Annotated in this window: 16 protein-coding genes and 1 tRNA gene; 7 read left to right on the plus strand and 10 right to left on the minus strand. The window is 66.2% G+C overall.

Annotated features, from left to right (window positions below; translation table 11 throughout):
• Window positions 1-2 precede the first annotated feature (2 nt).
• On the plus strand, window positions 3-431 hold the full coding sequence (locus AX725_RS15435) for a PaaI family thioesterase (protein ID WP_099046457.1): 429 nt from the start codon (window positions 3-5) through the stop codon (window positions 429-431).
• Here the strand turns inward: AX725_RS15435 and AX725_RS15440 are convergent.
• The 4 genes from AX725_RS15440 to argH are packed head-to-tail and all read right to left on the minus strand — an operon-like array spanning window position 394 to window position 4076.
• Window positions 394-1176, minus strand: a complete 783-nt coding sequence (locus AX725_RS15440) for a precorrin-2 dehydrogenase/sirohydrochlorin ferrochelatase family protein (RefSeq protein WP_060976933.1) — start codon at window positions 1174-1176, stop codon at window positions 394-396. The genes AX725_RS15435 and AX725_RS15440 overlap by 38 nt on opposite strands.
• Entirely contained in the window at window positions 1173-2429 is a 1257-nt protein-coding gene (gene lysA, locus AX725_RS15445; protein ID WP_060976932.1) for a diaminopimelate decarboxylase, read from the minus strand. Before lysA ends, AX725_RS15440 begins: the two co-directional genes overlap by 4 nt.
• Window positions 2430-2445: 16 nt before the next feature.
• Window positions 2446-2700 (minus strand): hypothetical protein, encoded by a 255-nt coding sequence (locus tag AX725_RS15450; RefSeq protein WP_060976972.1) that lies wholly within the window; start codon window positions 2698-2700, stop codon window positions 2446-2448.
• Entirely contained in the window at window positions 2700-4076 is a 1377-nt protein-coding gene (gene argH / locus AX725_RS15455; protein ID WP_060976931.1) for an argininosuccinate lyase, read from the minus strand. Before argH ends, AX725_RS15450 begins: the two co-directional genes overlap by 1 nt.
• A gap of 19 nt (window positions 4077-4095) precedes the next feature.
• On the opposite strand from argH, the gene AX725_RS15460 reads away from it, so the two are divergent.
• Window positions 4096-4704, plus strand: coding sequence for a TlpA family protein disulfide reductase (locus AX725_RS15460; RefSeq protein ID WP_208597777.1), 609 nt, complete (start codon window positions 4096-4098; stop codon window positions 4702-4704).
• Between the two features lie 10 nt (window positions 4705-4714).
• On the opposite strand, the gene AX725_RS15465 is transcribed toward AX725_RS15460, so the two are convergent.
• Both AX725_RS15465 and AX725_RS15470 read right to left on the minus strand, forming a co-directional pair.
• On the minus strand, window positions 4715-4912 hold the full coding sequence (locus tag AX725_RS15465; protein ID WP_155646010.1) for a hypothetical protein: 198 nt from the start codon (window positions 4910-4912) through the stop codon (window positions 4715-4717).
• A gap of 101 nt (window positions 4913-5013) precedes the next feature.
• Window positions 5014-5089, minus strand: a tRNA-Val gene (locus AX725_RS15470).
• Between the two features lie 132 nt (window positions 5090-5221).
• Between AX725_RS15470 and rph the strand changes: the two genes are divergently transcribed.
• From rph to AX725_RS15490, 4 genes are read left to right on the plus strand one after another with little or no spacing between them, the layout of a single operon-like run.
• Window positions 5222-5935 carry a ribonuclease PH gene (rph, locus tag AX725_RS15475; protein WP_060976928.1) on the plus strand — a complete coding sequence of 238 codons (714 nt, stop codon included), beginning with the start codon at window positions 5222-5224 and terminating at the stop codon, window positions 5933-5935.
• Window positions 5936-5939: 4 nt separating this feature from the next.
• Window positions 5940-6572 (plus strand): RdgB/HAM1 family non-canonical purine NTP pyrophosphatase, encoded by a 633-nt coding sequence (gene rdgB, locus AX725_RS15480; RefSeq protein ID WP_060976927.1) that lies wholly within the window; start codon window positions 5940-5942, stop codon window positions 6570-6572.
• Window positions 6562-7764 (plus strand): radical SAM family heme chaperone HemW, encoded by a 1203-nt coding sequence (hemW, locus tag AX725_RS15485; RefSeq protein WP_060976926.1) that lies wholly within the window; start codon window positions 6562-6564, stop codon window positions 7762-7764. Before rdgB ends, hemW begins: the two co-directional genes overlap by 11 nt.
• 12 nt (window positions 7765-7776) lie before the next feature.
• The gene (locus AX725_RS15490; protein WP_060976925.1) at window positions 7777-8688 is read left to right on the plus strand and encodes a tyrosine recombinase XerC; all 912 of its coding nucleotides are present in this window, start codon (window positions 7777-7779) and stop codon (window positions 8686-8688) included.
• Window positions 8689-8694: 6 nt separating this feature from the next.
• Here the strand turns inward: AX725_RS15490 and AX725_RS15495 are convergent, their stop codons facing one another.
• The 4 genes from AX725_RS15495 to rsmI are packed head-to-tail and all read right to left on the minus strand — an operon-like array spanning window position 8695 to window position 11510.
• The gene (locus AX725_RS15495; RefSeq protein ID WP_060976924.1) at window positions 8695-9312 is read right to left on the minus strand and encodes a DedA family protein; all 618 of its coding nucleotides are present in this window, start codon (window positions 9310-9312) and stop codon (window positions 8695-8697) included.
• Window positions 9309-10259, minus strand: coding sequence for a glutathione synthase (gene gshB, locus AX725_RS15500; RefSeq protein WP_060976923.1), 951 nt, complete (start codon window positions 10257-10259; stop codon window positions 9309-9311). The genes AX725_RS15495 and gshB overlap by 4 nt, the downstream gene beginning before the upstream one ends.
• A 44-nt stretch (window positions 10260-10303) precedes the next feature.
• Entirely contained in the window at window positions 10304-10666 is a 363-nt protein-coding gene (locus AX725_RS15505) for a YraN family protein (protein ID WP_060976922.1), read from the minus strand.
• A complete protein-coding gene (rsmI, locus tag AX725_RS15510) occupies window positions 10659-11510 on the minus strand; it encodes a 16S rRNA (cytidine(1402)-2'-O)-methyltransferase (RefSeq protein ID WP_082730717.1) in 852 nt (283 codons plus the stop codon). The genes AX725_RS15505 and rsmI overlap by 8 nt, the downstream gene beginning before the upstream one ends.
• Before the next feature lie 27 nt (window positions 11511-11537).
• On the opposite strand from rsmI, the gene AX725_RS15515 reads away from it, so the two are divergent.
• On the plus strand, window positions 11538-12728 hold the full coding sequence (locus AX725_RS15515; RefSeq protein WP_060976921.1) for a penicillin-binding protein activator: 1191 nt from the start codon (window positions 11538-11540) through the stop codon (window positions 12726-12728).
• The last annotated feature ends 1 nt before the right edge of the window (window position 12729 follow it).

Below are 12729 nucleotides of genomic sequence, written 5' to 3' on the forward strand. Positions count from 1 at the left end.
CGATGAGCACCGATCCCGATATGAACGCGATCCTCGGCTTCATGCCGCCTTTTGCAGAGACGATGGGCATTACCGTCGATCACCTCCACAAGGGCCTGCCGGTGATGGCGTTCGATTATGGTCCCCAGGTCATGGGACGGCCCGGTTTTCTGCACGGCGGCGCAATGAGCGGGCTGATGGAGATCGCCGCGATCGCCGCGCTGCGCGTCACGGTGGCGGCGGAAGAACCCGCAGTGCGGATCAAGCCGGTCAACATCACGATCAATTTCATGCGCGGCGGGCGCGAGGCGCGGACATATGCGCTGGGCGAAGTGACGCGCATCGGGCGGCGTGTCGCCAATGTCGAGGCCAAGGCCTGGCAGGACGATCCCGCCAAGCCGATCGCCACGATCTTCATGAATTTCCGGCTGTCGTCGCCCAAACCAGCCTGACGACCACGCCGGGCTCTTCAGAGTCGCCATCATCGACGCGCATCGCCGCATCGGCGCGGGCGCGCGACAGGATGGCCCTGGGCATATCGGCAGGGTGCAGCACCAGATCCGCGCTTCCGAGCAGGCGTACCTGGCGCAGCGTCAGATCGTCGGGATCGGGCGAGGCAATGCCGAGGGTATAGACGCCGGAGGCGACGCCTTGGCCGCCATGTTCGATCCACTGCTCTACGGCATCGTCGCTCTGATCGGTCAGCGGATCGAGCGCGCCGCCCGGTGCCAGCGCCGCATCGATCGCGCGTCTGCGGTCCGGTCCTCCGGGCCAGCGCTGGCGGATGGCGTCACGGGCGGCATCGAGCGCCTTGGCAAGTTCGCCCAGCCTCGCAGGCAGCATTGCTTCCAGACGCTGACGCAGCGCCTTGGCGAGCCCCGCCGACGCGCCGCCGGTGCCGATCCCAATCAGCACGGGATCACGGTCGATGATCGCGGGCGTGGTGAAATCGCACAATGCAGGTCGATCGACGGCGTTGACGAGCAGCCCGCGCGCCTTCAGCCGAGCGACGGCCTCAACCGCTTCGGCCTCATCCTCCAGGGCGACGATGGCGATGCGGGCATCACGATCATCCTCGCCAACGCACAGCCCCCCTGCCCGCTCGATCAGCCGCCTTTTGGCATCCGCCATCTCGCCACCGCCCAGCAGGATGACCGGCATCCCGCGCAGGTTCACGAAGATGGGGAGCTGGTTCACAGCCAGTCAGGCACGGTCTCTGCCGCCATGATCTCGGCAGGGCTGATCCGGTTGGCGACGACGGCAAAGCGGTCGCCATCGACCAGCACCTCGGCGACAATGCCGCGGCTGTTATAGCTGCTAGCCATGGTCGCGCCATAGGCTCCGGCGGTGCGGAAGATTGCCAGATCGCCGTCGCTGACGGTGTCGATGTCGCGACCCATCGCGAAGGTATCGCCGCTCTCGCACACCGGCCCCACGATATTCGCCATCATCCGGGTGCCATCGGGGCGCACGGCCTCGAAATCGTGCCACGCGTCGTAGAGCGCGGGCCGGGCGAGGTCGTTCATCGCAGCATCGACGACCACGAACGGATCGCGAATGCCGGGCTTGATACGGATCACGCGGGTGAGCAGCACGCCGGCATTTCCAGCAATCACCCGGCCCGGTTCGAACTGGATAACCGCATCCCAGTCGCGCGTCACACGGGCAACGAGCGCGCCATAATCGGCGGGCGATGGCGGTTCGGTCGCGGCTTGATAAGGCACGCCCAGGCCCCCGCCCAGATCGACATGGGTGATCGTATGCCCCTGGCTCCGCAGTTGCGCGACCAGCTCGCCGATCTTGCCGAACGCGGCTTCGAGCGGATCGAGGCTGAGCAGCTGGCTGCCGATATGCACCGCCACGCCGCGCAGCGCGATGCCGGGGAGCTGCGACAGCCGCTGGTAGATACCGGGCCCGACATGCAGGCCGACGCCGAACTTGTTATCTGCCTTGCCGGTCGAGATCTTGGCATGCGTGCCGGCATCGACATCGGGATTGATGCGCAGCGTCGCTTGCGCGGTCAGCCCCATCGAAGCGGCCACCTCGGCAAGCATCCGGCCTTCCTCTTCGGATTCGATGTTGAACTGGCCGATCTGCCTGGCCAGCGCATGGCGCATCTCGGTCTCGGTCTTGCCGACGCCCGAGAACACGATGTCATGCGCAGCGATGCCAGCGGCCAATGCGCGGTCGAGCTCGCCTGCAGAAACGACATCGGCGCCATAACCGCGTCCGGCGAGCACCTTGAGCACCGCGAGGTTGGGATTGGATTTTACCGCGAACGCCAGATGCTTGCGCGGCACGCCTGCCAGGCCTTCACGAAACACGTCGGCATGGCGCTCGAGCGTTGCGCGCGAATAGACATAGACCGGGGTGCCGACTTCCTCGGCAATGCGCGCCAGCGGAACGCGTTCGGCAAACAGCTCGCCGTCTACCAGTGCGAAATGATCCATGGGGGGAACGGTCCTGTTATTCGGGAGGAAGATCGAACGGATCGTCGACCCGCGCTTCGGACTTGCGGCGCAGTTCGACGTTGCGCTCTGGCCGCGCCTGGGTGCTCGGCTCGAGCAGCTCGTTGGGTCCGGCGGCACCGACAGCGCCATAGGCGGGAGGCACCGGTTTCGTGCCCTCGACCGTGGTCAGCTTTTGCCGACTGCCGCAGCCGGGGAGCGCAACCAAGGCGGCAATGGCGGCACCGGCAATCAGAATCGAGCTACGCGGCATCATGCTTCTCCCGCCAGCGCGGCACGGGCGCGGGCCACCTGATGCCTTACCTGATCGGGCGCAGTGCCGCCATAGCTGTTGCGGCTGGCGACCGAGGCATCGACCGAAAGCGCGGGATACACCGCTTGCGAGATGCGTGGATCGATCGCCTGGAGTTCGTCCAGCGCGAGCGCATCGAGCGCGACACCCTTGCCCTCTGCCAGCTTGACCACCGCACCCGTAATGTGATGCGCCTCGCGGAAGGGGATGCCGGCCTGACGCACCAGCCAGTCGGCAAGGTCGGTCGCGGTGGCAAAGCCGCGCTCGGTCGCCTTGCGCATTGCGGCGGTATCGAAGCCGGTCTCGGCAACCATGCCGGTCATCGCGGCAAGGCTCAGCATCAGCAGGCCCTCGCATTCGAACACCGGCGGCTTGTCGTCCTGCATGTCCTTGGAATAGGCGAGCGGCAGGCCCTTCATCGTCACCATCAGCGCGGTCTGGCAGCCGATGATCCGCCCGGCATGGCCGCGCACCAGCTCGGCCGCATCGGGGTTGCGCTTCTGCGGCATGATCGACGATCCGGTCGAGAAGCTGTCGGGCAGCTTGACGAAACCATAAGGCTGGCTCGCCCAGATGATGAACTCTTCGGCCAGGCGCGACAGATGCAGCGCGCACTGTGCGGCCGCATTCAGGTAATCGAGCGCGAAATCGCGATCGGACACGGCATCGAGCGAATTGGCCGTCGGGCGGTCGAAACCTAGCGCCTTCGCGGTGGCGTCGCGGTCGATCGGAAAGCCCGTGCCGGCGAGCGCCGCCGAACCCAGCGGACACTGGTTCATCCGTGCGCGGGCACTGGCGAAGCGGTCGCGGTCGCGCGCGAACATCTCGTAATAGGCGAGCAGATGGTGGCCCAGCGTCACCGGCTGGGCGATCTGCAAATGGGTGAAGCCCGGCATGATCGCGTCGACATGGCTCTCGGCGCGGTCGACCAGAGCGGTCTGCAGGGCTTTCAGCGCGGCATCGGCGGCATCGCAGGCATCGCGCACCCACAGGCGAAAGTCCGTCGCGACCTGGTCATTGCGCGAGCGCGCGGTATGCAGCCGCCCGGCTGCGGGCCCTATCAGCTCGGACAGCCGCGCCTCGACATGCATGTGAATGTCTTCGAGCGCCCAGTCCTCGGCGACACCATTGGCGGCATATTCCTCCGCGATCTGCTTGAGGCCTTGCGTGATCGCCTCGGCATCTTCGGCGGGAATGATGCCCTGCGCGCCCAGCATCGCGACATGCGCCAGCGACCCGTCAATATCCTGCCGCCACAGCGCCTTGTCGAACGGGATCGAAGCATTTATGGCCCGCATCACGTCGGATGGCCCGGCGGCGAAGCGTCCGCCCCACATGCTGTTGGAGTTGTTTCCCATGCCTATCGTCCATCTTTCGCGCCGCAGCCTCTGGCCGGTGCTGGCCCTGGCCGCGCTGACAATCGGCGGCTGCGATAGGCAATCGCCCGCCGGGGAGCAACCCGCAGGCGCGGAAAAAACCGCAGAAAAGGCCGGGGCCGATGTGCCGCTCTCGGGCACGCTCGATATCTCGCAGCGGGGCAAGGCCGCGCCCGACGTCAGCTTCAAGGCTCCCGACGGCAAGACGGTCACGCTCGCCGCGTTCAAGGGTAAGCCGGTGCTGGTCAATCTCTGGGCGACCTGGTGCGGCCCGTGCGTGGTGGAGATGCCGACACTGGATGCCCTGGCCGCGCGCGAGAAGGACCGGCTGGTCGTGCTGACCATCTCGCAGGACATGCAGAATCTGGACAAGATCGCGCCGTTCTTTGCCGAAAAAGGCTTCAAGAACCTGCAGCCCTATACCGATCAGGAAAACAATCTGGGCTTTAGCTATCAGACCGGCGTGATGCCGACGACGGTGCTGTATGATGCGCAAGGCAAGGAGGTCTGGCGGATGATCGGCGGGATGGACTGGAACGGCACCCGCGCATCGGCGCTGATGGAAGAAACGCTCGCCGCCAAGGGTTGAGCGCTAAGCATCACATCAGGATCGGCGCGATCACGCGGCAGCGCTTGCGCGGGCTTTCCTTCTTGGCGCGGGTCGGCATGGTCGCCACGCGCTTCTTGCCGATGCACTCTTCCTGCGCAGGAATATTGCGATCGAGGTTGACGAACGTCACCGGCAGCAGCGGCAGGGCTGCACCCAGAATCACGGTGAGGACATACTGGCTCGACATGCGCGTGTGATGTGGCGCACAGCCTGACCGGTAGCTGAACGAAACCGGCTTCGTGGAATTTTGCCGAACGGCGTTGCCCTTGCGCAACGCATTGCCGACCATGGTGGGCGATGACAGGCTCGAACTGCCGACCCTCTCGGTGTAAACGAGATGCTCTACCAACTGAGCTAATCGCCCATGGTCGCTGGCAAGGCGCGTCCCCTGCCATTTTTGCACTCGGCTGGCAAGAGGCTTGGCGCTTTCCAATCTGCCAACCGCCCGCTATCGGCGCGGAACGGACAGCGGGTCCGACCTATTGGAGAATCACTTATGCGCCCATCCGGCCGCGCCCCCGACGAAATGCGGACCATCAGCATCGAAACCGGCTTTACCAAGCATGCCGAAGGCAGCTGCCTGATCGGTTTCGGCGATACCCGCGTGCTGGTGACTGCAAGCATCGAGGAGCGCCTTCCGCCCTGGCTCAAGGGCAAGGGCGAAGGCTGGGTGACGGCGGAATATTCGATGCTGCCGCGCGCGACGCACACGCGCGGCCAGCGCGAGGCGGCCAAGGGCAAGCAGTCGGGCCGTACGCAGGAAATCCAGCGGCTTATCGGGCGTTCCTTGCGCGCGGTCGTCGATCTCAAGAAGCTCGGCGAGCGTCAGATCACGGTCGATTGCGACGTCATCCAGGCCGATGGTGGCACGCGCACCGCGTCGATCTCGGGCGCGTGGGTGGCGCTGCGCCTCGCAGTCAACGGACTGATGGCGCAGGGGCTGATCAAGGAAGACCCGATCACTGCCAAGGTCGCTGCGATCAGCTGCGGCATCCACCAGGGCACGCCGGTGCTCGACCTCGACTATATCGAGGATTCGAATGCCGATGCCGATGCCAATTTCGTGCTGATCGAGGGCGGCAATATCGCCGAAGCGCAGGCGACCGCCGAGGGCGCGCCCTATGATGAGGAAGCGCTGTTGCGCCTGCTGCGCCTCGCCCGCATGGGCTGCGCGCAGATTTTCGAAGCGCAGGGCAAGGCGGTCGGTTGACGTCATGGCGGCACGCAGGCTCGAACCCGGCAGGCTGGTGATCGCCAGCCATAACCAGGGCAAGGTGCGCGAGATTCGCGCGCTGCTCGAACCGTTCGGCATCGAGCCCGTCTCGGCGGGCGATCTCGGCCTGCCCGAGCCCGAAGAGACCGGTACGACCTTCGCCGAGAACGCGCTGCTCAAGGCGCATGCCTCGGCCAAGGGGGCCAATTGCGTCGCACTCGCCGATGACAGCGGTCTGTGCGTCGCGGCGCTGGACGGCGCGCCCGGCGTCTACACCGCCGACTGGGCGGAACGTCAATGGTTCGAAGGCGCACCGGGCCGCGACTGGTATATGGCCATGGGCAAGGTCGAGGGGCGGCTGTGCGAACTCGGCCCCGATGTCGATCGCAGCGCCTATTTCATCTGCACCCTGGCGCTCGCCTGGCCTGATGGTCATGCTGAAGTGTTCGAAGGCCGTGTCAGCGGATCGCTGACCTGGCCACCGCGCGGCAAGCTCGGTTTCGGCTACGACCCGGTGTTCGTCGCCAATGGCTTCGAGCAGACCTTTGCGGAACTGGACCCCGAGCACAAGCACGCCATCAGCCACCGCGCCGATGCCTTTGCCAAGCTGGTCAAGGCCTGTCTTGAGCGCTGAACCCGTGACTGCGTCTCCGGTGGCGGATGACCGGGCGGAGCCGCTGGCGCTCTATATCCACTGGCCGTTCTGCGTCTCCAAATGCCCCTATTGCGATTTCAACAGCCATGTCCGCGAGAGCGTCGACATCCCTGAATGGCAGGCGGCCCTGCTCGCCGATCTCGCGCATGAAGCCGCGCTGCTGCCGGGTCGCAGGCTCGGCTCGATCTTCTTCGGTGGCGGCACGCCGTCGCTGATGCCGCCCGCCTTGGTCGAGGCGCTGATCGAGGCGGCCACCGGCCATTGGCCCGCCAGCCAGGACATCGAGATCACGCTCGAAGCCAACCCCTCTTCGGTCGAGGCCGCGCGCTTTGTCGATCTCGCGCGCGCGGGGGTCAACCGCGTGTCGCTCGGCCTGCAGGCGCTCGACGATGCGACGCTCGGCTTTCTCGGACGTGCGCATGGCGTCGAGGAGGGAGTACGCGCGCTCGCTACCGCGCAGCAGCATTTCGGCCGCGTCTCGTTCGACCTGATCTATGCCCGGCCCGGCCAGACGCTCAGCCAATGGGAGGCCGAGCTGCGCCGCGCGCTCAGCTTCGGCACCGGGCATCTCTCGCTCTACCAGCTGACCATTGAGCCCGGCACGCGCTTCGAGACGCTGGTGCGGCGCGGCGAGCTCATTCCCGCCGATGACGACCATTGCGCCGACTTGTTCGAACTGACCCGCAGCCTGACCAGCGCGCACGGCCTGCTCGCCTATGAGATCAGCAACCACGCCCGCCCCGGCGAACAGAGCCGCCACAATCTCACCTATTGGCGCTATGGCGATTATGCCGGGATCGGTCCCGGCGCGCACGGGCGGCGCGGTAGCCTTGCGACCGAGCGGCACCGCAAGCCGGAAAACTATCTCGGCGCGATTGCGCGCAACGGTCATGGCCTGTCGGTCGAGCGCCCGCTGGATGCGGAGACGCGCGCGATGGAAGCGCTGCTGATGGGCCTGCGCCTGGCAGAAGGTGTCGATCTGGCCCGGATCGCCGCGCTATCGGGCGTGGAAGAGGCTGCGCTGATCGACCGGGCGGCTGCCGAAAAGCTGGCGGCGCTGGGCCTGGTGCACATGACCGACTCGCATCTGACCGTGACCGAGCAAGGCATGCCGCTGCTCGATGCCCTGCTCGCTGAACTGGTTGCGATTGAGCCGCCGCAAGCGCTCTGATAGCCTGACAGCATGACCGCGAACCCGCCCCCGCACCTGCTCGAGCGCTGGCGGTCGCACCTTGCCGACAATCGCCGCCGTTCGCTGCACACCGTGCGCGCCTATGTCGCCACCGCCGAGCGGCTGGTCGATTTTCTGGGCGATCATTGGGGTGAGGCTGCGACCGACCGCCGCCTTGCCAGCGCGACTCCGGCGGACCTGCGCGCCTTTCTGGCGTCAAGACGCGGCGATGGCCTGAGCAACCGCAGCACCGCACGCGAACTGTCGGCGATCCGCGCCTTCCTCGCCTTTGCTGCGTCCGAAGCTGGTAGTGAGGTTGCACCTCCCCGCCTCAAGGGGCCAAGGCTCAAGCGTTCGCTCCCTCGCCCGATCGCGCCCGATGACATCATGGCGCTGGGCGACAGCATGGCGGCGCGCGACGCTCCGGCCTGGGTGCAGGCACGCGACTGGGCGGTGCTGCTGCTGCTCTATGGTGCGGGCTTGCGCATCAGTGAGGCTGCGGGACTGAAGGCCGAGATTTTGCCGGTCGGCGAGACGCTGCGCATCATCGGCAAGGGCAACAAGCCGCGCGTCGTACCGGTGCTGCCGCAGCTTCGCGAGGCGATTGCGCATTATGCCGCGCTGGTTCCCTTTGGGCTGGAGCACGACCAGCCGCTGTTCCGGGGTACGCGCGGCGGGCCGCTTTCCCCGGCTTTGGTCCGCCGCGCGATGATGAATGCGCGCCGCCTCCTCGGACTGCCTGAGGATGCGACGCCGCACGCCCTGCGCCACAGCTTTGCGACGCATCTGCTCGCGGGCGGCGCGGACCTGCGCTCGCTGCAGGAATTGCTCGGCCACGCGAGCCTGTCATCGACCCAAATCTACACCCAGGTCGATGCCGCGCATCTGCTCGACGTGTACGAGAACGCGCATCCGCGCGCCTGATCGCGCTCAGTCCTGCTGGACGGGATCGGGATGCGGCCGCCAGAAGATCACGCGGATCACATAGACCAGCACGATGATACCGATCACTGCGGTCGACGCCGGGCCGGTATATTTGTCGATTTCCTCGAACCGTGCGCCCAGCTGATAGCCAATGCTTGCGAACACGACGTTCCACACGCCCGCACCCGCGAAGGTCCAGACGAGGAACTTGGTGCGGCTCATCTCGAAAATCCCTGCGGGCAGCGAGATCAGCGTGCGCACCGTCGGGATCATGCGCGCGAAGAACATGGTCGCGCCGCCATAGCGGTGAAACAGCGTGGTAAATCGATCAATCTCATACCGATCGAGCGTGAACCAGCGGCCCCAGCGCGCGACGAAATGATCCAGCCGCTTGAGCCCGAACGCGCGGCCGATGGCATACCAGAAATAATTGCCGGCGACCGATCCGATGGTGCCTGCGAAGATCACCAGCCACAAGTTCATGTTGCCCTTGCCCGCCTCGATGCCGGCCAGGCCCATGATCACCTCGGAAGGGATCGGCGGAAACACGTTTTCCAGCGCCATCAGGAACGCGACGCCCCAATATCCGCCGCGCGCGACCAGATCGATGACGAAATCGCTCATGCCTTGTTCTCCAGCCGCGCCTCGATCGCGTCCCAGATCATGCCCGCAACATCGCTGTTGTTGAACGCGCTGATCGCAACGATGCCGGTCGGCGAGGTGACGTTGATCTCGGTCAGCCAATGGCCCCCGATCACATCGATACCCACGAACAGCAGCCCGCGTTCCTTAAGCTCGGGCCCCATGGCGTCGCAGATCTCCTGCTCGCGTGTCGTTAGCTCCGCCGCCTCGGCATAGCCGCCGACCGCGAGGTTGGAGCGGAATTCGCCCTCGCCCGGCTTGCGGTTGATCGCGCCGGCGACCTTGCCATCGACCAGCACGATGCGTTTGTCGCCCTGTGCGACTTCGGGAAGGAAGGGCTGGACCATGAACGGCTCGCGCCAGATCTGGCCGAACAGCTCGACCAGGGCGGAGAGGTTCGCGCCATCCTCGCCGATCAGGAACACCGCCTTGCCGCCATTGCCGTGCAGCGGCTTGACCACGATCGCGCCGTGCTTCGCCTGGAAGCGCTTCACCTCGTCGAGCGATCGGGTGATCAGCGTCGGCGGCATGAAGCGCTCGAAATCGAGCACATAGACCTTTTCGGGCGCATTGCGCACCGATGCGGGGTCGTTGACCACGAGGGTGCGGCCCTTCAGGCGCTCGAGAATGTGCGTCGCGGTGATATAGCCGACATCGAAGGGAGGATCCTGCCGCATCAGCACGACATCGACATCCTCGCCGAGATCGAGCCGCACCGGATCGCCGAAGCTGTAATGATCGCCCGGAACGTTGCGCACCGTCACCGGATGCGCGTGGCACGTGATCTGGCCCGCCTCGTAGCTGAGCGTCGCGACGTCATAATGATAGAGCGTGTAGCCGCGCGCCTGTGCCGCCAGCATCAGCGCGAAGCTGCTGTCACCCTTGATGTTGATGCCGGGCATCGGGTCCATCTGCACCGCGATTTTCATGGGGGAAAAGCCTTTGTTCGAACCAGAAAGAGGGGCAGCGGCGGTCAGTCACCCTGCCAGACGTGCGTCAGATGGCGCGGCAAGCGCCCCGGCGCAAGCAGGATCACGTCGATGCGTGCATCCTGGCCGTCGCGCACGAAGCGCGGCATCAGCGCCTCGGCGGCGGCAGCGACGCGGCGCAGGCGGTGATGATCGATCGCCTCGTCGAGCTCGCGCAGGCTCTGGCGGTGCTTGACCTCGACAAAGGCGACGATGCGCCCGCGCCGCGCCACCAGATCGACCTCGCCAAAGGGGGTGCGCACGCGATGGGCCAGGATGCGCCAGCCCTTGAGCCGCAGCCACCAGGCCGCGAGCGTCTCGGCGCGCCGTCCCGCCGCCTCGGCCTGCTTGCGCCGCGCTTCAGCCATCGCGCTCGGCCATGATCCGCGCATAGAGCGCCTTGCGATCGAGCCCGAAGCGCTTTGCGACCTCACCTGCGGCCTTGCCCGGGGGCATGGCGGCGAGCGCCAGTTTCAACGCGGTTTCGACCTCATCCTCGTCCGCCTCGACTTCATCCTCCAGTGGCGGGCCGACGACGATCACGATCTCGCCCTTGGGCGCTGCATCGGCATAGCTTTCGGCCAGCTCGGCAAGCGTACCGGTGCGGGTTTCCTCGAATTTCTTGCTGATCTCGCGCACCACCGCCGCCTCGCGGTTACCGAGCCCCGCGTGCAGTGCTGCGAGACACGCCGCGAGCCGCTTGGCGCTTTCGTAGAAGACCAGGGTCGCAGGGATTGTCGACAGCGCCGCAATTTCGCGGTCGCGCGCGCCTGCCTTGTTGGGCAGGAAGCCGTGGAAGTAAAATCTGTCGGTGGGCAGCCCCGCCAGGGTCAGCGCGACGATCACCGCCGACGGTCCCGGCACCGAATGGATCGCCACCCCTGCCGCGCGTGCCTCGCGCACCAGCTTGTAACCGGGGTCGGAGATCAGCGGCGTGCCCGCATCGCTGACCAGCGCGACAGGCCCTTGTAATGCCGCGGAAATCAGCCGCTCGCGATCCGATGCGCGGGCATGGTCGTCATACCGTATGAGAGGGCGCTTGAAGCCGAGATGATGGAGCAGGCCGCCCGTGACCCGGCTGTCCTCGCACGCGATCAGATCGGCCTGTTCCAGCACCTGCCGGGCGCGTTCCGAAAGATCACCAAGGTTGCCGATTGGGGTCGCAACGATATACAGGCCGGGTTCGGGATCATGAATCACGCGGATGTTCATGGACCGGCAGGGCGGGAGCGACAAGCAGTGAAACAGTTTTATCGCAAATGGCAGGCCATTCTCATGCTGGTGCTGGGGTCGATGGCTTTGGCGGCGTGCCAGACGATGGTACCCAAGACCGCCCCGCCGCCGACGCCCAGCCAGCAGCCGGACAAGCCTGTGACCAAGCCCGATGACGGCAAGATCACCGGCGTGCTGCCGACCGACGAAACGCGCCATCGTATCGCCCTTCTGCTGCCGCTGTCGGGCAAGGACGCCGCGGTCGGCAAGTCGATCGCCAATGCCACGACGCTCGCGCTGATGGACACCAAGGCCAGCAACATCCGCATCACCAGCTATGACACCGCGCTCGGCGCGCAGGCCGCCGCGCAGCGCGCGATCGCCGATGGCAACCGCCTGATCCTCGGCCCGCTGCTGGGCGACGACGTCGTCGCCATCGCCGCCGCCGCCAATGCCGCGCGCGTGCCGATCATCAGCTATTCGAACGATGTCGGCATCGCTGGCAACAACGTCTTCGTCATGGGCTATGTGCCCGCCCAGTCGATCGACCGCGTCGTGCGCCATGCCCGGTCGCAGGGCATCACCCGCTTTGCCGCGCTCGTCCCCGCCGGCACCTATGGCCAGCGCGCCTCATCCGCCATGCTCGCCTCGGTCAAGGCTGCGGGCGGCACGGTCGTGTCGATGCAGAGCTATGGCGCGGGCAATGCCGCGATTACCGCTGCGCTGAAGAAGATGCAGGGCGACACCGCCTATGAAGCGATCCTGATCGCCGATAGCGGCGCGGCCGCGATCCGCATCGTACCGCTGATCCGCGCCAATGGCGGGACCGATGCGCGCATCCTGGGTACGGAATTGTGGAACACCGAACGCGCCCTGCCTTCGTCGGCCGCGATGCGCGGCGCGTGGTTCGCCAGCGTCTCGGACGGCCTTTACCGCCAATATGCCGCGAAATACCGCGCGCAATTCGGCACCGATCCCTTCCGCCTCTCAACGCTCGGCTATGACAGCGTGCTGCTCACCACCCGCATCGCCCGCGACTGGAAGCCCGGCACCCCCTTCCCGATGGACCGCCTGCGCGACGAAGGCGGCTTTATCGGCCTGGACGGCGCGTTCCGCTTCAACCGTGCGGGTGTTGCGGAGCGTCTGCTCGAAGTGCAGCAGGTGGGCGCGGGCACGCTGACGGTCGCGTCGCCTGCACCGAAGAGCTTTGCAGATTGAT

This window comes from Blastomonas sp. CCH9-A1 (genome assembly GCF_001557175.1).
Taxonomy (GTDB): domain Bacteria; phylum Pseudomonadota; class Alphaproteobacteria; order Sphingomonadales; family Sphingomonadaceae; genus Blastomonas; species Blastomonas delafieldii_A.

Bases quoted from the DNA above. Each gene is read 5' to 3' on its own strand.
- AX725_RS15435 (WP_099046457.1), top strand. From the start codon at position 3: ATGAGCACCGATCCCGATATGAACGCGATCCTCGGCTTCATGCCGCCT.
- lysA (WP_060976932.1), bottom strand. From the start codon at position 2,429: ATGGATCATTTCGCACTGGTAGACGGCGAGCTGTTTGCCGAACGCGTT.
- AX725_RS15450 (WP_060976972.1), bottom strand. From the start codon at position 2,700: ATGCCGCGTAGCTCGATTCTGATTGCCGGTGCCGCCATTGCCGCCTTG.
- argH (WP_060976931.1), bottom strand. From the start codon at position 4,076: ATGTGGGGCGGACGCTTCGCCGCCGGGCCATCCGACGTGATGCGGGCC.
- AX725_RS15460 (WP_208597777.1), top strand. From the start codon at position 4,096: ATGCCTATCGTCCATCTTTCGCGCCGCAGCCTCTGGCCGGTGCTGGCC.
- AX725_RS15465 (WP_155646010.1), bottom strand. From the start codon at position 4,912: ATGTCGAGCCAGTATGTCCTCACCGTGATTCTGGGTGCAGCCCTGCCG.
- rph (WP_060976928.1), top strand. From the start codon at position 5,222: ATGCGCCCATCCGGCCGCGCCCCCGACGAAATGCGGACCATCAGCATC.
- rdgB (WP_060976927.1), top strand. From the start codon at position 5,940: ATGGCGGCACGCAGGCTCGAACCCGGCAGGCTGGTGATCGCCAGCCAT.
- AX725_RS15490 (WP_060976925.1), top strand. From the start codon at position 7,777: ATGACCGCGAACCCGCCCCCGCACCTGCTCGAGCGCTGGCGGTCGCAC.
- AX725_RS15495 (WP_060976924.1), bottom strand. From the start codon at position 9,312: ATGAGCGATTTCGTCATCGATCTGGTCGCGCGCGGCGGATATTGGGGC.
- gshB (WP_060976923.1), bottom strand. From the start codon at position 10,259: ATGAAAATCGCGGTGCAGATGGACCCGATGCCCGGCATCAACATCAAG.
- AX725_RS15505 (WP_060976922.1), bottom strand. From the start codon at position 10,666: ATGGCTGAAGCGCGGCGCAAGCAGGCCGAGGCGGCGGGACGGCGCGCC.
- rsmI (WP_082730717.1), bottom strand. From the start codon at position 11,510: ATGAACATCCGCGTGATTCATGATCCCGAACCCGGCCTGTATATCGTT.